Origin of the sequence: Cohnella sp. GCM10027633, assembly GCF_042675445.1 — a bacterium.
Classification (GTDB): domain Bacteria; phylum Bacillota; class Bacilli; order Paenibacillales; family Paenibacillaceae; genus Cohnella.
In genome coordinates this window covers 788,749-811,697 of record NZ_JBHTGV010000001.1, presented here as the reverse complement: position 1 = coordinate 811,697, position 22,949 = coordinate 788,749, and the positions used below count along the sequence as shown (strand labels likewise).

Sequence of the window (22,949 nt, the reverse complement as noted above, 5' to 3'; positions counted from 1 at the left end):
CGATTAGGACGATCCGTACAGCCTCCTGTATTTCTCGGGCGTCATGCCTTCCTTCTGCCGGAACGTCGCGATGAAGTGGCTCGCGTCGCGGAACCCGACGGCTTCGCCGATCTGGCGGACGGACATCTCGGGCCTGGCCGGCAGCCATTCCTTCGCCTTGCGCAATCGCAATTGAATCAAGTAGGCGTATGCGGACTGTCCGAACGATTCCTTGAATCGCTCGTTCAACTGCCGCGTGCCGATCTGCAGCCGCTGCGCCATCTCCGCCAACCCCACGTCGGGGTTGGCGTATTCTTTGTCCAGCCAGACGAGCAGCCGCCGTACCCGCTCCAATCGCTTCGAGAGGGAGGGGAGCTGGTTGTTCGCGGCGTTCGTCTTGAGCAGCGTCAGGAACCGGTATAGCTCCGCGGAGTTGTTCCAGCCGGACGGATCTTCGCCCGACTCGGCGAGCTCCAGCATCCGGAGCAGCTGTCCGGCCATGATGTCGTCTGATTGCTCCCATTGGAACTTGTCTGGCGATGCGCCGAACAACGTCGCCGCGCACTGATCGGTCAAGCTGCCCGCGAACGTCAGGTAGGCGGTTCGCCACCGGGCGGATTTCGCTTGATAGGAATGGGGAATATTGGGGTAGAGCAAGAAACCCGTTCGCTCGGGAAGTCTCCATGTCGCGCCGAGCGCACGGAGCTCTCCTTCGCCTTCGAGCGTCTGCAGCCAATGGTAACAGGGGTAGCCGTCCGGTCGGTTGATGGACTCTTGATCTAAGTTGAGTCCGATTGTCTCGATCTGCAGCGGCAGCGGGTCGGCGGTCGGGGCGACGAAGCGGCGAAGCATAAGCGTCAACCTCCAGATTGTTATATTCGATGTCCTATATATTATATAGGATGCCGTCGTTATAACAATTATAATCGAAGCTAAGAGTACGGATTATCCTATCGACGACGAGGTGCGCGAATGATTAACAAGGCGAAGCCCAAAATATGGTATGGCGGAGATTACAATCCGGATCAGTGGGAGAAACCGGTCTGGGACGAGGATTTACGGATGTTCAAGCTGGCCGGCATCGACGTCGCGACGTTGAACGTGTTCGCGTGGGCGCTCAATCAGCCCGACGAGGATACGTATGCGTTCGATTGGCTCGACGAGATGATGGACAAGCTGCACGCGGAAGGAGCCGGCGTGTGCCTCGCCACGAGCACGGCCGCGCATCCCGCATGGATGGCGCATCGCTATCCGGACGTGCTGCGCGTCGACTTCGACGGCCGCAAGCGGAAGTTCGGCGGTAGGCACAACTCGTGTCCGAACAGTCCGACGTACCGCAAGTTCTCTGTACGCATGGCGGAGAAGCTGGCGGAACGCTATAGAGACCACCCGGCGCTGCTCATCTGGCACGTGTCCAACGAGTACGGCGGATATTGCTATTGCGACAATTGCGCCGAAGCGTTCCGGGAATGGCTGAAGGAGCGGTACGGGTCGCTGGAAGCGGTGAACCTCGCGTGGAATACGGGCTTCTGGGGCCATACGTTCTACGATTGGGCGGAGATCGTGCCGCCGAACGCGCTCAGCGAAGAGTGGAACGGCTGGAACGGCCGCCGGGCGACGAACTTCCAAGGCATCTCGCTCGACTATTGCCGGTTCCAATCGGACAGCATGCTCGAATGCTACAAGCTCGAATACGAGGTGTTGAAAAAACATACGCCCGACGTTCCGATCACGACGAACTTGATGGGCGCGTTCAAGGATCTCGATTACCAGAAATGGGCGAAGCATCTGGACGTCGTCTCGTGGGACAACTACCCGTCGCTCGATACGCCGTACAGTTACACCGCGATGATGCACGATCTGATGCGCGGACTGAAGCACGGCCAGCCGTTCATGCTCATGGAGCAGACGCCGAGCCAGCAGAACTGGCAGCCTTACAATTCGCTCAAGCGTCCGGGCGTCATGCGGCTGTGGAGCTATCAAGCGGTCGCCCACGGCGCGGACACGGTCATGTTCTTCCAGCTTCGCCGTTCGATCGGCGCTTGCGAGAAATATCACGGCGCGGTCATCGAACACGTCGGGCACGAGCATACGCGGGTATTCAAGGAATGCGCGCAGCTCGGCGCGGAGCTCCATAAGCTCGGAGATACGCTGCTCGATTCGCGAGTAGAGGCTAGAGTCGCCATCCTGTTCGATTGGGACAACTGGTGGGCGGTGGAACTGTCCAGCGGTCCGACGATCGCGCTGAAATACGTACAGGAAGCGCACAAGTTCTACGATGCTCTCTACAAGGCCGGAATCGCCGCGGACGTCGTCGGCGTCGATTCGGACTTGTCCGGCTACGACGTCGTGATCGCGCCGGTCATGTATATGGTGAAGCCGGGCGTGGCGAGCAAGATCGAAGCTTACGTCGAAGGCGGCGGGAAGTTCGTGACGACGTACTTCAGCGGCATCGTCGACGAGAACGACCGGGTGACGCTCGGCGGTTATCCGGGGGAGCTCCGCAAGGTGCTCGGGATTTGGTCCGAGGAGATCGACGCGTTATTGCCGACGCAGCGCAATCGCATCGTCGTGACGAACGGGACGATCGGCCCGCAAGACAGCTACGAATGCGGCATGCTCTGCGACCTCGTTCATCCGGAAGGCGCGGAAGTCGTCGCGGAATACGGAGAGGACTTCTATCGCGGCATGCCCGCGCTGACGGTTAACCGGTTCGGCGCCGGCGAAGCGTGGTACTTGGCGACGAGTCCGGAAGAGGCGTTCCTCCGGGAATGGCTGCCACGGCTTTGCTCGACCGCGGGCGTAGCGCCCGTCTTGGCGGACATTCCCGACGGCGTCGAGGCGACGGTTCGCGTCAAAGGCGGCGCGCGGTACCTGTTCGTGCTGAACCATAACGCGGAAGAGGCTGCGGTTCGGCTTGGAGGCGTCGCGGGCACGGACCTGCTGACGGGAAACCGGGTGAGCGGCACCGGCGTATTGCCGGGTCGGGATTTATGGATATTGGCGATATAAGCCAGAATGCGAAGCCGAATAAGACGGCCGGGCGGCGAACGATGCCGTCCGGCCGTTTTTTTGACGCGGAAGGGCATTCTTTCGTGAGAAAATATTAATGCGTCTATTCGACAACGGACAAGGAATTTCGAGGTCGAACAGGGAAATGTATCCTGACAAGGGAATCAACGTTCGCCAACAATCTGCTGCAAGGGTGATTGCCATTATTCCGAATCCGCTCGCCGACGACCGCAATATGCTGCGCGTACTGAAGACGTTCCTGGATCGCACCTCGGACAGCGTGTTCATCGCGGACAGGAACGGCATTACGCTTGAAGTGAACAGAAGATTCGAAGAGCTGTACGGAATTTCGCGGGAACGCATCGTCGGGCGCGTCGTTCCGTTGGAACCCGAGGGCTTGGCCGCAGTAGAGACGGCGTTCGCCAATGCCGCGGGCGGAGACGAGGTCGCCGTTCCGGGTATCCGAAGGTTTCGGGCAAACGGAGAGGCGTTCATGGTGGACGTCGTCGTCGCGCCGATGCGCGACGATTCGGGCGAGTTGTTCGCCTTCATCGTCGTGGAGAGCGACGTAACGGGCAAGCAGAACGTAGAGAACAAGCTGCGCGAGAGCGAAGAGCGGTATCGGGTACTCGTGCACAGCTTGCCGGAGCCGATCCTCGTGTACCGGGACTTTATTATCGTATTCGTCAATCCCGCCGCCTACCGGCTTCTCGGCGCGAGCGCGCCGGAGCAGCTGCTCGGGCGGCACGTGAGCGAGTTCATGCATCCGGACGAACGGCCCGATTACGATTTCATCATGGAACATCAACCGTGCGCGTATGCGGACGCCGCGGCGAAGGAACATCGTTCCGTTCGGCTGGACGGAACGATCGTTCACGTCGAAGTGAATCCGGTGCCGATCAATTACAAGGGCCAGCCGGCCGTTCAGCTCATGTTCCGCGACGTGACGGAGCAGAAGCTCGCCAAGGCGAAGCTTGCGGCCAAGGAGAAGGAGCTCAGCCGCATCCTGAAGCTGTCGCCCGAGCCGATCGTTCTGCATCAAGCGGGGATCATCACGTTCGTCAACGATATGGGAATCAAGCTGCTGCGGGGGGCTTCGATCGACCAGTTCGTCGGCAAGCCGGTCGTCGGCCTGTTCTGCGACAGCCAGCACCCCGATATCGTGGAACGGATGAAGCGCGTCGTCGATTCCGAAGAATACATGGAATTCGTCGAGCTGAAGCTGAAGCCGCTCGCGGGGGAAGTCGTCGACGTCGAGGTCGCTTCGATCTGCGTGTACAAGTATTTGGAGCAACCGGTCGTTCAGATCGTCATCCGCGACTTGACGGATCGCAAGCGCGCCGAAGAGCTCGTCCGAAGGTCGGAGAAGCTGTCCGTCGCCGGCGAGCTCGCGGCGGGCGTCGCGCACGAGATCCGCAACCCGCTTACGGCGCTTAGAGGGTTCATGCAGCTCTTGAAAGCGAAAAATACCGATTACGTCGACATCATGCTCATGGAGATCGACCGGATCAGCTATATCGTGAACGAGTTCATCGGGATGGCCAAGCCGCAAGCGCTGAACTTTATCTCCTGCGACTTGACGCAGCTCATTGAAAGCGTCATCACGTTCATGCAGCCGCAGGCGCTTCTATTCAGCGTGCAGATGGAGCTTGCGATCGGTTCGGACGTCGGAAGCACGGTAATCGAGTGCGAGCCGAACCAGATCAAGCAAGTGTATATGAACGTGCTGAAGAACGCGATCGAATCGATGCCCCGAGGGGGCAGCGTCAGCATCTCGATCATGGAAGGCGCGGATGGGCATCTGCTGACGCGCATCGTCGACCAGGGCGTCGGCATACCGGAAGAGCGGCTAGGCAAGATCGGAGAACCGTTCTTCTCGCTGAAGGAGAGCGGTACCGGTCTCGGCCTCATGGTGTGCAACAAGATCGTGGAAGCGCACAGGGGCAAGCTTCGCATTTCCAGTACCGTCGGCGTAGGGACGACGATCGAGGTGTCGTTGCCCATCCGCCTGAATGCCGCGTTGCGTACGTAGGAATGCTAGCTTCATAGAGTCTTTTCGGAGGGTTTTCATTCCCCGGGAAGGCTCTTCTTTGCGTCATTGAGTCATGTAACCTCACATTTATTTTGACAAACCCGCCATATTATAGCATCTGCACAGCGGTTCCAATCTATTATTAGTAACAATCCCTAAAGACATAATGCTAATTGTGTTATAAAATATTACACAAAGTATAACAATCCTTCGTTCATAGTGTGATGCGTTAGTGTAGGTGACGTGGATTCGAGGAGGAAGCAGAATGGCAATGATGCCGCGCAAGGAACCGTATCCCGGCAACCATCCCGAGGACGCGTTATTTACGGTGAGGGAATTGCTCGGCATCCCTCCGATGAAGGAAGCGAAGCTCGTCGCCGGGCAAACCGGTCTGCACCGTGCCATTAGCCGGGTGAACGTGATCGAAACGGCGGATATTCTGCCTTGGGTGAAGCCCGGGGAATTCCTGATGACGACCGGCTATGCCGTCCGGGAAGAGCCGGAACGCTTCTTGCAGCTTATCCCCGAGCTGGTTAAGCGCGGCGTCGCCGCCATGGGGATCAAATCGAAGCGGTTTGCCGAGGATGTGCCGACGGAGATCGTGAACGAGTCGGAGAAGCTTGGGTTCGCGCTGCTCGAGCTTCCGCCCGAGCTCGCGTTCTCGGATCTCGTCGGAGCTTGCATGGAGCGAGTGCTCGCGCAGGAGACTTCGCAGTTGGCAGACCTTCAGAACCGCATACAGAGCATGACTCGCCTGCTGCTTGACGGCAGCGGCCTCTATGCGTTGTTGGACGCGATGGAAGAGATGCTCGGCAATCCGGTCGTCGTCGTGCGCGAGCACGACAAATCGTGGCTGTCCGCGAGCCTCCGCGGCGCGGAGCCGACGGAAGTCTGGCCGCTCGTTCAATCGCTCTCCTACCGTCAGATCGGTCGCGGCGCGAACGGCGGGTTCGCGTTGCTCCAGAACGCTTACCGGGTATACGTGAGCCCGATCCCTTCGCGCCGGATGAAGCAAGCGTGCCTCGTGCTGCTCGAGAAGGACCGGGATATCGTCCCTCTCGACGCGCTCAGCGTCGACCGGCTGTCCTCGCTCGTCGGCTTGGAGATGGCGAACGTCGAAGCGGTGCGCGAGGTCGAGGGCAAATATTTGGATCAATTCCTGCAGGATTGGCTGTCCGGCAAAATCGTCTCGGACGCGGACTGGAAACTGCGCGCGGACGTATGCGGCTGCGCGATACCCGAAGGCTCGCGCATATGCGCGGCGCTCATCGGCTGGAATCGGAGCGATCCGGCGCCGGAGAAGCTGCGGGAGGTGACCCGCAGGCTGCGTTCGGAGCGGCTGAGGTCGCTGGACGGCTTGCTGGCCGCGCCGGTCGGCGACGAGCTCGCGCTCGTGCTGCCGCTCGGGCGTTCCTCTCTCGCGGAAGGCGCGGAGGCGTTCGAGCAGCTGCTGGGCAGACTGTTGACGGAGCTGCGACCGCTCCTGGGAGACCGCGAACTGCGGCTGTTCGCCGGCAGAGTCACGGACCGGTACGACGGGCTTCACGCCAGTTGGTCGCAAGCGAGGAGGGCGCGGCAGGTGGCCGAAGTATGCGCGCTGCCGGGAGAGATCGTCACGTACGACCGGCTGGGCGTCTACTCGTTGCTCTATTTGATCCCGCCGGGGGACGAGAGAGAGCAATTTCTGTCGCGGTTCGCCTTGCCGCTGCAGCAAGCGGACCGCAAAGGCGGCGGCAGGCTGGTCGAGACGCTGGAGATGTTCTTCCGCTGCAACGGCAACATTAAGCTGACGAGCGAGAAGCTGTACGCGCACTACAACACGATCGTCTACCGGCTCGAGAAGATCCAATCGATTCTCGGCGTTTCCCTCGACGATCCGGAAGACCGGCTGCAGCTTCATCTGGCGCTTAAGCTCGGCCGGATTTCGCCGGGGACGCCCGGATAACGGCCAACATGGAAAAAAACCTTGCCGACGACGCGTCGGCAAGGTTTTTTTCTCTGTGGGCGGCAAGCTTAGGGCTTACCAGCCGGCTTTAAGGATGATAACGAGCAGGATGAAGAGGACGAGAGCGAAAGCCGCCGTTCCCATGCCGCCATGATGACCGCAACCTGTTCCTGCAACTGGATAACTCATTGAGCAAACCTCCCGAGATTTAGGTGTGTGATGGCGAATCACAATGTCAGCATATGGCGGGGGGGAGCTCGAATCCTGTACGTTTGTACCGGGTACGCGTATAATCCCGGTTATTTCAGCGAATGTCCCGATCGGGAAGCCGATTGAATTGCCGGATGTGCTTCACTCGGGTTTCCGCGGTCAGAGGTCCGCCGATGCCCGCCCGAAGCATGGACGAAGACGATAGCGCGGTGACGTCCACGCATCCGATGCGAATGTCCGGAGAGCAGTCTATCGACCGGAACGCCACGTCCGCGCAAGTCTCCAACGTATAGACCGGACGCGTGAACAGCTCGTACGCGGCGAACCGCGTCTCGTCATGATCGTATACCGGCACGGCCCGCTGAACGGCGATCGCGCGGGAGAACAAGGCGGTCTTCCCGTTATCGCCGAAGTGGGCGACGCTCGAGGAGCCGACGGTGTTGACGAACAGTCGCCCGATATTCGTGCTTCTAGGCCGATGCGCCGTCATGAGAGGTCGTCCTCCGGCAAGTCGGGCAGCGGCGCGATCGGTCCGACGATGACCGATTCCGGCGGCGTGTCGAAGAACGAGTAGAGACGAATCGAATCGGTATCGCCGAGCAAGAACGAGGAAGAGCTCGATACGCCGAGGATTCTGATCGAGCCTACGGTTACCGGACCGTTGACGACGGATAGGCTGTAGGGGGGCGGCGCGTTCACGGGCGCGACGTCCCCCCTTCGTTCGCGGACAGCTTCTGCAAGTAGGCGGCGAAAGCGCCGTTGATGTCTCGCGTCGTCTTCTCCTTGATCTCCGCGCGCCATTTGCCTTGGTCCTCTTCCGATCCGTCCTTCGGAGGCGGCTTCATGGTTACGTAGTAGCGAACTCTCTCGTTCAGTTGCCTTCTGACGTCTTCGACGACTTTGGCGCGGTGGTCTTCGTCGAGCGGGATCGCGTACTGCCTCTCCAGCGCGATCAACGCCCGCGCCCCTTCCCGGTCCATGTAAGCGCCGATCTCGGCTTGCATGCCGCGGACGGGGTCGTCGTCGGCGCCTTGCGGCGACGGCTCGACTTTCCAACAGGGGGCGCCCGGCGTCTCGAGCGATTCGATGCTCGGCATCCCTTGCGGAGTAATGCCGACGTTGAGCGTTCCCTCCAAGCGATTCACCTTCAGCTGGTCGAAGTGGTATTCGACGTGCAACGGCGGCTGGCTCTTGATGTCTTCGATCTGCTTCTGCATCGTCTGCATCTGAATCATAAGCAACTGCAGTTGCTGCTCCGAGCGGTAGAAGCGCTGCAGCAGCGTCGGCCAATCGTAGATCGGCGGCGGCGCCGCTTGCTGCGGCATTGCATTGGGCGGTTGTGTCAAAGCCATCGCGGATTCCTCCTTCAGGTCGGATTCGGGAGCGGCACGAGCGACAAGGAGGAGAGCGCCTCGCCGACTTCGTCCAACTCCGGCGCCGGTTCGGTGAACCCGCCGGAATTGTACATCTGGGACAACGATTGAATGCTGCCCGCGCTCCCGATCTGAAGCACGGAAGAGTTCGTGACCGCTTCGACGCGGAGCTGGCCGATCGTAATCGTCTGTTTGATATTGAACGTAATCATGCGACGACCTCTGCTCCGGTTGCCGTATTCTCGGTCGAATCCTGGAAGTCCGTATCGTTCGTGTTCGTCGCGCTTACCGCGTTATTGCTGCGGGATAAGTCGCCGGTAATGAAGGAGCCCGCGCCCGCGTAAGTTTTGGAAGTGCTCGAAGGAGAGACTTGAAGCGCATCGCCGAATTGAACCACACTGCCCGAGCCGACGCTGAGAATTTTGACGTTGCCGATTATGCAGGGCATGGGGAGTAACGACTCCTTTGCTGTGGGGTCATGCAACAGTGTATGAAGGCGAACGCCCAGAGGTTCGTCGGCGGACGCAGGATGCGAGGTGCTCGCGCACGGCTTCGACGCATGGGCATATGCTGAAGAAGAAGCGTCAGACGAGGAAGGTTGGGAGAGGGATGGGCTCTTTTTTCGACAGCGGGCCGCTTCCGGATTGGAAGCTCGTGCAGCAGTGGCTCGGCCGCGATTTGCCTTGGAAGCTCGTCGAGCAGTGGGATAAGCAAGGGAACTCGTCGTGGCTGAACGATTACGTGCAACAGATGATGGACCGGTCGCGCCAAGAGGCGAAGACGAAGGCGAAGGCGAAGGGCCTGCGGCGAATGGACATCCGGAAGGACGCGAAGCACGTTGCCGTTACGTTGGCGCTGGACCCGGAGATCGACCTGCGGCGGCTGCAGCTATTCGCGACGTCCGACCGGCTTCGCGTGACGGGATTGCCGAACGACGGCAAGCAGTCGATTCGGTTTCCGTGCCTCGTCTACCCCCGTTCCGGCAGAACGGTCGTCAAGCAGGGACAGCTCGTCGCGCGCTTTCGCAGACGTCCTCCCGATAAATCCGAATACGAATTGTTTATAGCGCCGTAAATCGGTATAATGCTAGAGGAATCAACCCGCTGGCGGCGACGCGGTTCGGGTTGGAACGGGTTAAGGGGGCAGTTTGTCGTGGATTTGGTCGATATCAAAGATCTTTCGGCCGCCTTGTTCATTACGGGCGCGCTGTTCATTCTCGCGATCGGCTCGTTCTTGAGCTTGGGCGTGCTGCGGTTTTTCCAAGAAAACAAACGCCAGGGCTTCATGTATCTGGGGTTGTCCGTCGTATCGTTCGTCGCGCTCGTGTTGACGATGAACACTTGGTTCGTGTAGCGTCCGATCGGATGCGGCGCGGAACGAAGCTCCGGTCGGTTCCGGGGCTTTTTTCGTTGCGTTCGCGGGGCGACCGTCGGTGAGGTTTGACATTGCCTCCGCCCATCCTGCATAGTTAGGGTATTCAGGCTAGACAGGGAGTGTTGCCGCGGATGCTCAGACGGGCCGTTCAGCTTCCGATCCGTTTCTACCGAACGTTCATCTCGCCCTTGAAGCCGCCGACGTGCCGATTCGCGCCGACCTGCTCGCAATACGCGCTGGAGGCGATCGAAGTGCACGGCGCGGCGAAGGGGACTTACTTGGCGGTGCGCCGCATTTGCAAGTGCCATCCGTTCCACCGCGGGGGATTCGACCCCGTTCCTCCCCGCGAACGCCGCCCGAGCGCGGATCCGGACGGAAATTCCGCGCATGGAAGTTGACAAGAGCGCGTCTGTTCGGCTATATTGTGGGCAATAACTTGAATAATCGTATTTTCCGACGAAGGGATAAGTACGAAGAGACGCGCCAGAACAGAGAGCCGGGGGAGCTGGGAACCGGTCTGGAGCCGCTTCGGAAAATGGTCCCGGAGGAATCGTCTTCGAGCGAGCCGCGGCGCGGCCGTAAGGGGATGACGCGAGTCCGGCGTTAACGGAACGTATTCAAGAGCCTTCGCGACGCGGCGTTATCGGTCGCCGGAGGGAATTTGGGTGGTACCACGTGAGCAACGACTCTCGTCCCATACGGACGGGAGTTTTTTGTCTTTACCGACGAATAAGCGCGGGTTCGCGCGAAGGAGATGGCGATATGCCGGAAAACAACAAATCGTTCTACATTACGACGCCGATCTATTATCCGAGCGACAAGCTTCATATCGGTCACGCGTACACGACGGTGGCGGGCGACGCGATGGCGCGCTACAAGCGGCTTCGCGGCTATTCGGTGCGATACCTGACGGGTACCGACGAGCACGGACAGAAGATCGAGCGGAAGGCGCAGGAAGCCGGCAAGACGCCGCAGCAATTCGTGGACGATATCGTCGTCGGCATCAAGGAGCTGTGGGGCAAGCTCGACATTTCGAACGACGACTTCATACGCACGACCGAGACCCGGCATAAGGCGGCCGTCGAGAAGATTTTCGCGCGGTTGCTCGAGCAAGGCGATATTTACAAGGGTGCGTACGAAGGTTGGTACTGTACGCCGTGCGAATCGTTCTTCCTGGAGCGCCAGCTCGTGAACGGCAACTGCCCGGACTGCGGACGTCCGGTCGAGTGGGTGCAGGAAGAGTCCTACTTCTTCCGGATGAGCAAGTACGCGGACCGGCTGTTGGCGTATTACGAGGAAAATCCGGGCTTCATCCAGCCGGAATCGCGCCGCAACGAGATGATCAATAACTTCATCAAGCCGGGGCTGGAAGATCTCGCGGTGTCCCGCACGACGTTCGATTGGGGCATCAAAGTGCCGGGCGATCCGAAGCACGTCATCTACGTCTGGATCGACGCGCTGTCGAACTATATCACGGCGCTCGGCTACGGTTCGGACGAAGACGCGCTGTATAAGCAGTTCTGGCCCGCGGACGTGCATCTCGTCGGCAAGGAAATCGTACGCTTCCATACGATCTACTGGCCGATCATGCTTATGGCGCTCGATATTCCGTTGCCGAAGAAGGTGTTCGCGCACGGTTGGCTGCTCATGAAGGACGGCAAAATGTCGAAATCGAAAGGCAACGTCGTCAACCCGGTGTCGCTCATCGAGCACTTCGGGCTTGACGCGGTTCGCTATTACTTGCTGCGCGAGGTGCCGTTCGGTTCGGACGGGGCGTTCACGCCGGAGAACTTCGTGGAGCGCATCAACTACGATCTCGCGAACGATCTGGGCAATCTGCTCAACCGGACCGTCGCGATGATAGACAAATATTTCGGCGGCGAAGTTCCGGCATTCGAGAGCGGCGCGACCGCGTTCGACGGCGATCTGGAACAATTGGCGAAGGCAACGGTGAACAAAGTCGAGGAAGCAATGGAGAACATGGAGTTTTCCGTCGCGCTGAGCGCCGTCTGGGCGTTCGTCGGGCGCACGAACAAGTATATCGACGAGACGCAGCCGTGGGCGCTCGCCAAGGACGAGGCGAATCGTCCGGCGCTCGCCTCCGTCATGGGGCATTTGGCGGAGAGCCTTCGCATCGTCTCGATTCTCATTCAGCCGTTCTTGACTTCGACGCCTCGCAAAATCTGGGCGCAGCTCGGGGTCGCGGAAGGCGAGCTGACCGCATGGGATAGCGCGCACGCGTTCGGCGGCGCGCTCGCCGGCACGAAGCTGAGCAAGGGCGATCCGATCTTCCCGCGGCTCGACATGGCGGTCGAGGTGCCGTGGATCGTCGAATCGATGGGCGGCGGCGCGAAGGCCGAGGAAGTTGCTCCTTCGGCCGATGCCGCCAAGGCGCCGGCAACGGCGGAAGCCGCGCCTGCCGAAGCGCCCGAGCTGAAGCCGGAGATCGACATCGAGGCGTTCGCGCAGGTGGAGCTGCGCGTGGCGCAAGTCGTCGCGTGCGAGCCGGTTCCTAAGGCCGACAAGCTACTCAAGCTGCAGCTCGATCTCGGCTTCGAGAAGCGCCAAGTCGTCTCCGGCATCGCCAAGCATTACAAGCCGGAGGAGCTCGTCGGCCGCAAAGTCATTTGCGTGACGAATCTGAAGCCGGTCAAGCTGCGCGGCGAGCTGTCGCAGGGCATGATCCTCGCGGCTTCGGTCGGCGACCAGCTGACGCTGGCGACCGTGCCGGACAGCATGCCTAACGGCGCGATCGTGAAGTAAATTTGTTTGCCGAGAGCCTGCGTTCCCGTAAGGGGGCGCAGGTTCTTTATTTTGTTTTGTTGCGCGGCGCGGCGTAGTTTGGGTTGGTCGAACTGCATGGTGATTGTAGGTGGATTTGCGCGTCGTAGTTTGGATTGGTCGAACTGCATGGCGCAGAAAGGTTGATGCGAGCGTCGTAGTTTGGATTTGTCGAACTGCATGGCGCTAATAGGTGGATGCGAGCGTCGTAGTTTGGATTAGTCGAACTGCATGGCGCTAATAGGTGGATTGGCGCGTCGTAGTTTGGATTAGTCGAACTGCATGGCGCAAAAAGGTTGATGCGAGCGTCGTAGTTTGGGTTAGTCGAACTGCATGGCGCTAATAGGTGGATTCGCACGGCGTAGTTTGGGTTAGTCGAACTGCATGGCGCAGAAAGGTTGATGCAAGCGTCGTAGTTTGGGTTGGTCGAATGGAGTGAACAATTGAGAGTGATAGAGATTCGCGCCACAATCCGGTAACCCGGCAATTCCGGGCTATTGCGCCGCAATATCAGAATTGCACTTGAGTAACCCGGCAAACCCGGGCTATTTCGCCGCAATATCAGAATTGCACTTGCGTAACCCGGCAAACCCGGGCTATTGCGCCGCAAACTCGGAATTGCACTGACGTAACCCGGCAATTCCGGGCTATTTCGCCGCAAACTCGGAATTGCACTGGCGTAACCCGGCAAACCCGGGCTATTGCGCCGCAAACTCGGCATTTCACTTGCGGAACCCGGTAAACCCGGGCTATTGCGCCGTAAACACGGAATTGCACATGCGTAACCCGGAATTCCCGGGCTATTGCGCCGCAAACTTAGAATTGTACTTGCGTAACCCGGCAAACCCGGGCTATCGTGCCACAAACGGCGGATTGCAACTCTCCAGTTGACACGCCGATAGAGCGGCGATATAATTACCCATGTTCTTAATAATAAAAATTACGATTAAGAGGTAAACGCCATGATAACCAAACGCAAATCGTCTCTCGCCGTCCTGTCGCTCGCGCTTACGTTCGCGCTGACCGCCTGCGGAGGCGCGAAATCCGATAACGCCGAAGGCAAAGTCAACGTCGTCACGACGATCTATCCGCTCTATTACATCGCCGAGCAAATCGGCGGAGACGATGCCAGCGTCGTCAACCTGGTCGCAGCTGGAGTCGAGCCACACGATTGGACGCCGAAGAGCCGCGACTTAACGCGCGCGACCGAAGCGCAATTGTTCATCTATAACGGAGCCGGTCTCGAGGGCTGGGTGGACGACTTCCTGCCCGCGATCGGCAAGGGCGACGCGATGACGGTCGAAGCGAGCGAAGGCATCGCGCTAATCGACAGCGAGGGCGAAGAGGAAGAGCATCACGAAGAAGGCCACGACCATTCGGACCTCGCGTTCGACCCGCACACGTGGGTAAGCCCGCGCTCCGCCCTCGCGATGGCGCTGAACGTCAAGGACGCTTACGTAGCCGTCGACCCCGACAACAAGGCGGACTACGAGGCTCGCTACGCCGAGCTGAACGGCAAGCTGAAAGCGCTGGACGAGAAGTTCGCGCAAGGCTTGGCGCCGTATGCCGGTCGCGATATCGTCGTCTCCCACCAGGCGTTCGGCTACCTGTGCAGAGACTACGGGCTGAACCAGATCGCGATCATGGGCTTGTCGCCGGAAGCGGAGCCCCGCGCGCAGGATTTGCTAGACATTTCCGAGCACGTCAAGGAGCACGGCATCAAGACGATTTTCTTCGAGGAGCTCGTGTCCGACCGGCTGGCGAAGACGCTCGCGAGCGAAGCCGGCGTCGAGACGATGGTGCTCAGCCCGCTCGAAGGATTGACCCCGGAGCAGGAAGAGACGGGGGACGATTACTTCTCTCTCATGGAGCGCAACCTGCAAAACTTGCAGAAGGCGCTGCAGTGATCTAACATGACAAGTAGGAACGCAGGCTCGGGAGGAGGAATCGCCATGAACGGCAACGCTGCAACGACGACGCCGATTCTCGGCTGCCATCGGGAAATCATCCAATTGAATCAAGTCTGTTACGCCTACGAATCGAAGCAAGTGCTATCGGACGTGAACTTCACCGTGCGCGAGCGGGATTTCGTCGGGCTGATCGGCTCCAACGGCGCCGGCAAGACGACGCTGCTGAAGATGATCGTCGGGCTGTTGCGTCCGCAATCGGGGGGCATCTCGCTGTTCGGCACGCCGGCCGCGAAGTTCAAGGACTGGAACCTGATCGGCTACGTGCCGCAGCGAAACCACTTCAATCCGCTGTTCCCCGCGACGGTGCGCGAAGTGGTGCAGTCCGGCTTATACGGACGCCGGAAGCTGTTCCGCCGCGTGACGAAGGCGGACGTCTCCCGCACGGAGGACGCGCTGAGCACGCTGCGCATTCAGGACTTGGCGGACAGGCGCATCGGCGCGCTGTCCGGGGGACAGCAGCAGCGCGTATTTCTGGCGCGCGCGCTCATCAACAATCCGAAGCTGCTCATTCTCGACGAACCGCTGACCGGCATCGACCTCGAGACGCAGACGAACTTTTTCAACCTGATCCGCCACATGCACCAGCACCACAACATCACGTTCCTCATGGTGTCGCACGACATGGAGATGGTGCGTTCCTATTTGGGCGAGACGCCCAAGGAGAAGGCCGGCAAGCTCAACTTCTACGTGCGCCACTCGCACGATATCGAAGATTGCGCGGAGACGGACTTGCTGCACTCCCTCCGGAAAGAAGGTTAACGACGCTTGGACTTATTGACGGCCGAATTTTTTCAATATGCGCTCATCGGCGGCGCGCTGATCGCCATTACGGCGCCGCTCATGGGATTGTTCCTCGTGCTGAGGAGGCTCGCCATGATCGGCGATACGCTGTCCCATGTCAGCATCGCCGGCGTAGCGCTCGGACTGCTGATTAACGTCTATCCGGTCGCGATCGGCCTTCTGTTCGCGATCGTCGCTTCTTTCGGGGTAGAAATGCTTCGGAGAACGTACAAGACGTATGCGGAGCTGTCCCTCGCGATCATTATGTCGGGCGGCATCGCGCTGGCGTCTATTCTGTTCACGCTCGGCAAAGGCTTCAATCTAGACGTCAGCACGTATATGTTCGGCAGCATCTACACGCTGACCGGCACCGACCTTACGGTCATCGCGGTCGTGACGGCGGTCGTTCTGTCGGTCGTTCTCATTCATAAAAAAGAGCTGTTCCTGCTCACGTTCGACGAGGACGCCGCGGCGGTCAGCGGCTTGCCGGTCCGCTACTTCAACATCCTGATCAGCGTGCTCACCGCGCTCGTCATCAGCGCGGCGATCAAGATCGTCGGCGCGCTGCTCGTCTCCGCGCTGCTTACGATCCCGGCAGCGTGCAGCTTGGCGTTATCGAGAAGCTTCAGACAATCGATTATCCTCGTCGTCGTCATCGGAGAGATCGCCGTATTGTCCGGTCTATGGATCGCCGGCGTATGGAACTTGGCGCCGGGAGGCACGATCGTGCTGCTGCTCATCGGGGTGCTCGCGCTCTCGCTCATGTCGAAGCGGATGTTCCGCGTCTAATGCAAGCAAGCGCCGAAGGAGGAATCGTAACATGTCAGACGTCAACGTAGGCATCGCGTTCGCGGCGGGATTCGCTTCGTTCATCTCGCCATGCTGCCTGCCGTTATATCCCGCGTACTTATCCTACATAACGGGCGTATCCGTAACCCAGATCAAGACCGACACGAGCGTAAGCATGCGCATGCGGACGATGAGCCACACGTTCTTCTTCATTCTCGGCTTCTCGGCCGTCTTCTTCGCGCTCGGCTACGGCACGAACGCGTTCGCGACCGTGTTCCGGGACAATCAAGACATGATCCGGCAAGTTTCCGCGATCTTCATCCTGCTGATGGGCTTGTTCCTGCTCGGCATCTTCCAGCCGCAGCTTCTGCTGAAGGAACGCAAGATGAACATGAAATGGCGGCCGGCCGGCTACTTCGGCTCGTTCTTGTTCGGCATCGGCTTCTCGGCAGGCTGGTCGCCGTGCATCGGACCGATCCTGTTCGCGATCCAGGCGCTTGCCGCCACGAGTCCCGGCGCGTGGATCGGCATGACGACCGCGTACTCGATCGGGTTCGCCGTTCCGTTCTTCGCGCTCGCGTTCTTCATCGGCCAAGCCCGCTGGATTCTGAAATATTCAGCCACGCTCATGAAGATCGGCGGCGTGCTCATGATCGTCATGGGCGTGCTGCTGTTCACCGACCGAATGACTTCGATCACCGTATGGCTGAACAGCGTTACTCCGGCTTGGCTTACGTTCTAGACTTGCCTGCGTCCGTCCGATCGGTGTATGATAAAGTGATGTTGACGATCGCAGGAAAGGGGAATCCGCTTTGCCGACCCCGAGCATGGAAGACTATCTGGAACGCATCTATCGGTTGATCGACGAGAAGGGTTACGCCCGCGTCTCCGACATCGCCGAAGGGCTGGAAGTGCATCCCTCGTCCGTGACGAAGATGATCCAGAAGCTCGATAAAGACAATTACTTGATCTATGAAAAATACCGAGGGCTCGTTCTGACGAACAAAGGCAAGAAAATGGGCAAGAGGCTCGTCGAACGCCACCATCTTCTCGAATCGTTCCTGAAGGTGATCGGCGTGCAGGAGGACAACATCTATCACGACGTCGAGGGCATCGAACACCACTTGAGCTGGGATTCGATCACGTGCATCGAGACGCTCGTCGAATACTTCAACCGGGATGCGGCGAGGGGCGAAGAGCTCGCGCGCATCCGGGCGGAGCTCGATACGGAATAAGCGATAACGGCCGGGCGGCGTTGCTGCCCGGCCGTTTCGCGTCTATCGGCGACGGCCGGCGTATTAGGGCGAGCCGTCTCGCATATGCATGGAAGCGATGGCGGAAGCGGCTCCGATATCGCTTCGCGCGGAGGTGGAATCCATGCAACGACGGGTATCGGTTAACGCCGTGTTCGAGGGCGGCGGCGTCAAGGGGATCGCGCTCTCCGGCGCCGTGCAGGCGGCGGAGGAATGCGGCGTCGCGTTCGATCGCGTGGCGGGAACGTCGTCGGGCAGCATCGTGGCGGCGTTAATCGCGGCGGGCTGCGGCGCGGCGGAGCTGAAGGCGATCATCGAGAGAACGCCGTTCAGCTCGTTCCTGAAGCGATCCTCGTTGTTCAACTTGAAGCTGGCGGGGCCCGTCATCCGGTTATTCCTTCGCAAAGGCTTGTATTCCGGAGACGCGCTGGAGCAATGGATCGCCGGGATTCTGTCGTCCAAGGGCATTCGGGTGTTCGGCGACTTGCCGCCGGGCAAGCTGCAGATCATCGCCTCCGACATTACGAACGGCAAGCTGCTCGTCCTGCCTCAGGACATCGAGGCGTACGACCTCGATCCGCGCATGCTGCCCGTCGCGAAGGCGATCCGGATGAGCGCGAGCATTCCGTACTTCTTCGATCCGGTCGTCGTTCGCCAACCGCAGCGCTACAAAGCCCGCGTGAAGGCCAGGTCGTCCTATATCGTCGACGGCGGCCTGCTGAGCAACTTCCCGCTGTGGTTGTTCGACCAGAAGGGGCAAGCGGGCGACGCCGCGCGGGTGTTGGGGTTCCAGACCGTTGGCCGGTCGGAGACGCAGCCGCATCGGATCAACGGACCGATTACGATGTTCCAGGCGATGTTCGAGACGATGCTGAGCGCGCACGACCAGCGTTACATCGAACAGCACGACCGCGCCCGCACGATCAAGATTCCCGCGCTCGGAGTGCGTACGACGCAATTCAACCTGTCGCCGGAACTTAGCCGAGAGTTATACGACTCCGGACTTGAGGCGGGACGGAAATTTTTCAAGCAATGGCGGCCCTTGCACGAACCTTCCGATAATCACGGGGCGCATGGTTCGTCCAACTCGCGGGTGGCGATCGGAGGCAAACGGATCTGAGGACGAACGGCGGCAATAACGACGGAAGCCCTCCGGGCAGTCTGTCTGCCGGGAGGGCTTCGCTTCGTCAATGGTACTTGGGCGGTTCGTCATCCTTGTTCTTGCGGCGGCCTTCGATAACGGTGAACGGCGATTCCCGGCGCTTGGACGCCTGGTTCGCTCTCGGGTTCAACCGGTAAGGCTCCTTGATGCCGTTCTTATTGGACGGCTTCGTTCCGCGATGCCGCGGCTTACGGAACCTGCTCGGCGGAAATTTATAGAGCAGGAATACGATGGCGACGAGCGTCAGCGGAATGACGAGCGATCCGACCGCGCCGCGGGAGAAGCTATCCGCGAGACCGATGACGGCCAGCGCGATGACGACGAAGAACCATGGTTCGATACGGTTTCGCATAGCGTACCTCCGATCAGGATGGACTAACCTGCCGGTCTAGCTCTCTCATCCGGTTGAATGAAGCGATGGATACGGCGACTTGGTCGTCGTGCGGTTCTTTGGTCGTCAGCAGCTGCAACCAGAGACCCGGAGCGCCGAGCCATTTAAGCACCGGAATATCTCTAAGCGCGTTCGTCCATCTGAGCACCTCGTAGGATACTCCAAGCACGACGGGCAGCAGGACGATCCGTTGCATGATCCGCTCTCCCATCGTCTGCCAGTCGAAGAACGAATAGATGATAACGCCGACGATCACGGTGAAAATAATGAAGCTGCTTCCGCAACGGTAATGGAGGCGGCTGAATTTTTGTACCGCTTCCACGGTCAATTCCGAGCCGGCCTCGTACGCGCTGATGACTTTATGTTCCGCGCCGTGGTATTGGAATAACCGCTTGATCAACGGCGTTTGGGAAATAAACCAAAGGTAGCAGAGCAGGAACACGATTTTGATAGCGCCTTCTAGCAGGTTGTGCAATATCTTATTCTCGAACGCTTGTCCAAAGATCATACTTTCCAAAAAAGTCGGAACCAACGTGAAAATGAGCTTGCCGACGACGAACGAAAGAATACCGACGACCGCGACGCCGAGAATCATCGTCAAATTCCAACGTTCCTTCGCTTTCGGCTGTTCCGGCTGCTCGCCCGATTCGTCCTCCGCGTAAGCTTCGGCGGAATAGGTCAAGTGCTGGGAGCCCTTGGCGGCGGATTCGACGATGCCGATAATGCCGCGCAGGAACGGAATTTTCTTCAGCTTGGGCAAGAAGCGCTGAGGCTTCTTCGGCACTTCGAAAAACGTGATTTCCCGGTCTTTGCGCCTTACGGCGGTAACGTGCACGTGTTTGCCCGCGAACATGACGCCTTCTATGACAGCCTGTCCGCCGTAAATCGACGTGGGTTGCTGCGACATAATGGACCACCTGCTTCTTTGTATGTAGCTATTAGTTTACTAGATTGAAGGGCGGAATGCCACAGGGAATGGATGCTGAGCGCGGTCGCGCCGATTAATCGGGGCGCGGCGGGGCCATACTATACCGCAGTTTTCCATTACGCGCATAAGGGTGGTCGGCATGTCGGAGAAGCAAACGGGGAACGGAGAGGGAAGGAGCGGCCGGGAGAATGGCTCTACGGTTACGGCGAGCGCGTTCGTCCACAGTCTGAGAATCGGTCTGTTCGGAGGCATCATCTGGGGGCTCGTCCGATGGCTTGCGACGGGACTGAACTTCACGGACGTCACGCAGGCGTTCTTGCTCGATCCGTTCGTCGAGCGCAAGCTGCTCGGTTCGGTCTGGTGGCAGCTCGGCGGATGGTTCGCGTTCATTGCCATGTCGGTGCTCGCCGCGCTCGTCTACTGGCTCGCGCTCGGACGTCTGAGGGGGCCGTGGCCCGGACTGCTGTTCGGTGCGGCTTGGTGGGGGGTGTTCTACGCGCTCTTGGGGCCGTTCATCGGCGCGGTGCCTTCGCTGCGGACGATCGGCTGGGATAGCATGGTCACCGACTTCTGCCTATACGCCGTATGGGGATTGTTCATCGGATACAGCATCGCGTTCGAGCTTCACGACGAAGCTCATCGCGAGCCTAAGACGAACGCCGCCCAAGGCAAGGCGCAGCCGTCCTCCTGACGCCAAGGACGTCCGAAACAACCGTTTTCTTGCCCCTCCGCCTGTGATACAATGTCAGGTGAACTTTACCGGCGGAACAGAAGCGGCAACAGGAACGGACATCGGCTGCCGGTAGCGGGAGGAGACACCGACTATGCTCAGCATTCTCGTATTGCACGGACCGAACCTCAACATGCTTGGCGTTCGCGAACCCGGCGTATACGGCTCGAAGACGCTAGCCGAGATCGAAGCCGATCTGATCGTGCTCGCGAAGGCGTTAGGCGCCGAACTGCATTTTTTCCAATCCAACCACGAGGGCGCGCTATTGGACGAAATTCACGCCGCCTACGGCAAGCGCGACGGCATTCTGATCAATCCGGGCGCGCTGACGCATACGAGCATCGCGCTTAGGGACGGCCTATCCGCTGTCGGGTTGCCCGCGGTCGAAGTCCATCTGTCCAACATCCATAAGCGCGAGCCGTTCCGGCACGTCTCGGTTACGGCGCCCGTCGTGATCGGACAAATCTCCGGCTTCGGTCCCGTCAGCTACGAGTTGGGGCTTCAAGCTCTTTGCCGTCATATTCAAGCCTGAATCGGGAATAGGGCGAGGAGGAACAATCCATCATGCCAAACAATCGCGTATCCCGCTTGCGGGAGCTGCTATCCAGATCGAACGGGGACGCGCTGCTCGTCACCCATCCGGTGAACCGCCGTTATTTGACGGGATTCACCGGTTCGGCGGGCGTCGTGCTCGTCACGCAGGACAAAGCCGCGCTGCTGACCGATTTCCGTTACCGCGAGCAAGCGCCGCAGCAGGCGACGGGCTTCGAGATCGTCGAGCACGGCCAGAGCATGAATCAGACGATAGCCGAAGTTCTGACGCAATGGGGAGTCAAGACGCTGTTGTTCGAAGAAAGCAACGTGACGTTCGCTTCGTACCGCGCGCTCGAGACGGCGCTCCCGTTCCTGCGGCTGCAGCCGGGCGGCGGACTCGTGGAGCAGCTTCGCATGGTCAAGGAAGAGAGCGAGATCGCGGTCATGCAGGAAGCGGCCGACTTGGCGGACCGCGCGTTCGCGCACATCCTCGGCTTCGTCAAGCCCGGCGTCAAGGAAACCGACATCGCGCTGGAGCTTGAAGTATTCATGCGCTCGCAAGGCGCGACGAGCTCTTCCTTCGATACGATCGTCGCCAGCGGCGAACGCTCGGCGCTGCCTCACGGCGTCGCCAGCGAGAGGGTCATCGGCCGGAACGAGTTCGTGAAGCTCGACTTCGGCGCTTACTATAACGGGTATTGCTCCGACATAACGCGGACGGTCGTCGTCGGCGCTCCGAGCGACAAGCACCGCGAAATTTACGGCATCGTGCTCGAAGCGCAACTGCACGCGCTCGAGCATCTCGCGCCCGGCATGACGGGCAAAGAAGGCGATGCCTTGACGAGGGATATCATCACAAGGTATGGTTATGGTGAATATTTCGGCCATGGGACGGGCCATGGACTCGGGATGGAAATCCACGAGGCGCCAAGGGTTTCCGTCGCGGGCGACATCGTATTGACCCCGGGCATGACGTTTACGGTCGAGCCAGGCATCTATCTCCCCGGCTTCGGCGGCGTTAGAATCGAGGACGACGTCGTAATGACGGAATCCGGGATCCACATTCTTACCCGATCCCCTAAAGATCTGATCGTATTGGATTAAGCGGACGGGACGTTTCCACAGGAGGGAATTTTCGCAGTGATTTCCGTTAACGATTTCAAAACAGGCCTTTCCATCGAAGTGGACGGCGACATCTTCTCCGTCACCGACTTCCAGCACGTCAAACCGGGCAAGGGCGCGGCGTTCGTCCGCTCCAAGCTCAGAAACCTGCGCAACGGCAACGTCGTCGAGAAGACGTTCCGCGCGGGCGAGAACGTAGGACGCGCGCAGATCGAGAACCGCGCGGTGCAATACCTGTACAACTCCGGTTCCGACTACACGTTCATGGACAACGAGACGTTCGACCAGTTCGAACTGAACAAGAACCAGCTCGAGTGGGAAATCAACTTCCTGATCGAGAACATGACGGTTAACATCTCCAGCTATAAGGACGAGATTATCGGAATCAGCATTCCGAACAGCGTTAACCTTAAAGTTGCCGAGACCGAGCCGGGAATCAAAGGAAACACGGCGCAAGGCGCGACGAAGAGCGCGAAGCTGGAGACCGGCTTCAGCGTGCAAGTGCCGCTCTTCATCAACGAAGGCGACGTGCTGACGATCGATACCCGCGACGGCAAATACGTTTCGCGCGCTTAATCCATCGC

Annotated in this window: 26 protein-coding genes; 17 read left to right on the top strand and 9 right to left on the bottom strand. The window is 59.5% G+C overall.

The features are described 5' to 3' along the window. Positions 1-3: 3 nt before the first annotated feature. Positions 4-831, bottom strand: a complete 828-nt coding sequence (locus ACFQZG_RS03685) for an AraC family transcriptional regulator (protein ID WP_378150043.1) — start codon at positions 829-831, stop codon at positions 4-6. Between the two features lie 120 nt (positions 832-951). Between ACFQZG_RS03685 and ACFQZG_RS03680 the strand changes: the two genes are divergently transcribed. The 3 genes from ACFQZG_RS03680 (at position 952) to ACFQZG_RS03670 (ending at position 6,968) form a co-directional block, all read left to right on the top strand. Next, positions 952-2,991, top strand: coding sequence for a beta-galactosidase (locus tag ACFQZG_RS03680; protein ID WP_378150042.1), 2,040 nt, complete (start codon positions 952-954; stop codon positions 2,989-2,991). A gap of 145 nt (positions 2,992-3,136) precedes the next feature. Then, positions 3,137-5,023 (top strand): PAS domain S-box protein, encoded by a 1,887-nt coding sequence (locus ACFQZG_RS03675; RefSeq protein ID WP_378150041.1) that lies wholly within the window; start codon positions 3,137-3,139, stop codon positions 5,021-5,023. Positions 5,024-5,288: 265 nt separating this feature from the next. Beyond that, on the top strand, positions 5,289-6,968 hold the full coding sequence (locus ACFQZG_RS03670; protein ID WP_378150040.1) for a PucR family transcriptional regulator: 1,680 nt from the start codon (positions 5,289-5,291) through the stop codon (positions 6,966-6,968). 75 nt (positions 6,969-7,043) lie between these two features. Here ACFQZG_RS03670 and ACFQZG_RS03665 read toward each other — a convergent pair whose 3' ends face one another. The 6 genes from ACFQZG_RS03665 to ACFQZG_RS03640 form a co-directional block, all read right to left on the bottom strand. Beyond that, positions 7,044-7,157: a sporulation protein YjcZ gene (locus ACFQZG_RS03665; RefSeq protein ID WP_378150038.1), complete on the bottom strand. Its 114-nt coding sequence runs from the start codon at positions 7,155-7,157 to the stop codon at positions 7,044-7,046. 115 nt (positions 7,158-7,272) lie between these two features. Next, the gene (locus ACFQZG_RS03660; protein ID WP_378150037.1) at positions 7,273-7,668 is read right to left on the bottom strand and encodes a spore germination protein GerPE; all 396 of its coding nucleotides are present in this window, start codon (positions 7,666-7,668) and stop codon (positions 7,273-7,275) included. Further along, on the bottom strand, positions 7,665-7,877 hold the full coding sequence (locus ACFQZG_RS03655; protein WP_378150036.1) for a spore gernimation protein GerPD: 213 nt from the start codon (positions 7,875-7,877) through the stop codon (positions 7,665-7,667). The genes ACFQZG_RS03660 and ACFQZG_RS03655 overlap by 4 nt, the downstream gene beginning before the upstream one ends. Further along, on the bottom strand, positions 7,874-8,530 hold the full coding sequence (gene gerPC, locus ACFQZG_RS03650) for a spore germination protein GerPC (protein ID WP_378150034.1): 657 nt from the start codon (positions 8,528-8,530) through the stop codon (positions 7,874-7,876). The genes ACFQZG_RS03655 and gerPC overlap by 4 nt, the downstream gene beginning before the upstream one ends. Before the next feature lie 14 nt (positions 8,531-8,544). Beyond that, a complete protein-coding gene (locus ACFQZG_RS03645) occupies positions 8,545-8,760 on the bottom strand; it encodes a spore germination protein GerPB (protein ID WP_378150436.1) in 216 nt (71 codons plus the stop codon). After that, the gene (locus ACFQZG_RS03640; RefSeq protein WP_378150032.1) at positions 8,760-8,999 is read right to left on the bottom strand and encodes a spore germination protein; all 240 of its coding nucleotides are present in this window, start codon (positions 8,997-8,999) and stop codon (positions 8,760-8,762) included. The genes ACFQZG_RS03645 and ACFQZG_RS03640 overlap by 1 nt, the downstream gene beginning before the upstream one ends. A 161-nt stretch (positions 9,000-9,160) precedes the next feature. Between ACFQZG_RS03640 and ACFQZG_RS03635 the strand changes: the two genes are divergently transcribed. From ACFQZG_RS03635 to ACFQZG_RS03590, 10 genes are all read left to right on the top strand, one after another. Continuing rightward, positions 9,161-9,625, top strand: coding sequence for a hypothetical protein (locus ACFQZG_RS03635; RefSeq protein WP_378150030.1), 465 nt, complete (start codon positions 9,161-9,163; stop codon positions 9,623-9,625). Positions 9,626-9,703: 78 nt separating this feature from the next. After that, positions 9,704-9,904, top strand: coding sequence for a hypothetical protein (locus ACFQZG_RS03630; RefSeq protein WP_378150028.1), 201 nt, complete (start codon positions 9,704-9,706; stop codon positions 9,902-9,904). Positions 9,905-10,056: 152 nt separating this feature from the next. Beyond that, on the top strand, positions 10,057-10,323 hold the full coding sequence (yidD, locus tag ACFQZG_RS03625; RefSeq protein ID WP_378150026.1) for a membrane protein insertion efficiency factor YidD: 267 nt from the start codon (positions 10,057-10,059) through the stop codon (positions 10,321-10,323). A 364-nt stretch (positions 10,324-10,687) separates the two neighbouring features. Next, positions 10,688-12,688 carry a methionine--tRNA ligase gene (gene metG, locus ACFQZG_RS03620; protein ID WP_378150025.1) on the top strand — a complete coding sequence of 667 codons (2,001 nt, stop codon included), beginning with the start codon at positions 10,688-10,690 and terminating at the stop codon, positions 12,686-12,688. A 980-nt stretch (positions 12,689-13,668) separates the two neighbouring features. Then, the gene (locus ACFQZG_RS03615) at positions 13,669-14,613 is read left to right on the top strand and encodes a metal ABC transporter solute-binding protein, Zn/Mn family (protein ID WP_378150023.1); all 945 of its coding nucleotides are present in this window, start codon (positions 13,669-13,671) and stop codon (positions 14,611-14,613) included. 45 nt (positions 14,614-14,658) lie between these two features. After that, positions 14,659-15,435 (top strand): metal ABC transporter ATP-binding protein, encoded by a 777-nt coding sequence (locus ACFQZG_RS03610; RefSeq protein ID WP_378150022.1) that lies wholly within the window; start codon positions 14,659-14,661, stop codon positions 15,433-15,435. A gap of 6 nt (positions 15,436-15,441) precedes the next feature. Next, entirely contained in the window at positions 15,442-16,245 is an 804-nt protein-coding gene (locus ACFQZG_RS03605) for a metal ABC transporter permease (RefSeq protein ID WP_378150020.1), read from the top strand. A gap of 31 nt (positions 16,246-16,276) precedes the next feature. Beyond that, entirely contained in the window at positions 16,277-16,987 is a 711-nt protein-coding gene (locus ACFQZG_RS03600; protein ID WP_378150018.1) for a cytochrome c biogenesis CcdA family protein, read from the top strand. A 70-nt stretch (positions 16,988-17,057) separates the two neighbouring features. Then, entirely contained in the window at positions 17,058-17,480 is a 423-nt protein-coding gene (gene mntR, locus ACFQZG_RS03595) for a transcriptional regulator MntR (RefSeq protein ID WP_378150017.1), read from the top strand. 142 nt (positions 17,481-17,622) lie between these two features. After that, a complete protein-coding gene (locus ACFQZG_RS03590) occupies positions 17,623-18,618 on the top strand; it encodes a patatin-like phospholipase family protein (protein WP_378150015.1) in 996 nt (331 codons plus the stop codon). Between the two features lie 67 nt (positions 18,619-18,685). On the opposite strand, the gene ACFQZG_RS03585 is transcribed toward ACFQZG_RS03590, so the two are convergent. Both ACFQZG_RS03585 and ACFQZG_RS03580 read right to left on the bottom strand, forming a co-directional pair. After that, positions 18,686-19,012, bottom strand: coding sequence for a hypothetical protein (locus ACFQZG_RS03585; protein ID WP_378150013.1), 327 nt, complete (start codon positions 19,010-19,012; stop codon positions 18,686-18,688). A 13-nt stretch (positions 19,013-19,025) separates the two neighbouring features. Then, the gene (locus tag ACFQZG_RS03580) at positions 19,026-19,958 is read right to left on the bottom strand and encodes a DUF1385 domain-containing protein (RefSeq protein ID WP_378150011.1); all 933 of its coding nucleotides are present in this window, start codon (positions 19,956-19,958) and stop codon (positions 19,026-19,028) included. Positions 19,959-20,118: 160 nt separating this feature from the next. Here ACFQZG_RS03580 and ACFQZG_RS03575 point away from each other — a divergent pair, with 160 nt between their 5' ends. The 4 genes from ACFQZG_RS03575 to efp all read left to right on the top strand — a co-directional run bounded on the left by ACFQZG_RS03575 (position 20,119) and on the right by efp (position 22,941). Continuing rightward, on the top strand, positions 20,119-20,670 hold the full coding sequence (locus ACFQZG_RS03575) for a YqhR family membrane protein (RefSeq protein ID WP_378150010.1): 552 nt from the start codon (positions 20,119-20,121) through the stop codon (positions 20,668-20,670). 133 nt (positions 20,671-20,803) lie between these two features. Then, positions 20,804-21,241 (top strand): type II 3-dehydroquinate dehydratase, encoded by a 438-nt coding sequence (gene aroQ, locus ACFQZG_RS03570; protein WP_378150009.1) that lies wholly within the window; start codon positions 20,804-20,806, stop codon positions 21,239-21,241. A 32-nt stretch (positions 21,242-21,273) separates the two neighbouring features. Then, entirely contained in the window at positions 21,274-22,347 is a 1,074-nt protein-coding gene (locus tag ACFQZG_RS03565; protein WP_378150008.1) for a M24 family metallopeptidase, read from the top strand. A gap of 36 nt (positions 22,348-22,383) precedes the next feature. Then, the gene (gene efp / locus ACFQZG_RS03560) at positions 22,384-22,941 is read left to right on the top strand and encodes an elongation factor P (protein WP_378150006.1); all 558 of its coding nucleotides are present in this window, start codon (positions 22,384-22,386) and stop codon (positions 22,939-22,941) included. Positions 22,942-22,949: the final 8 nt, after the last annotated feature.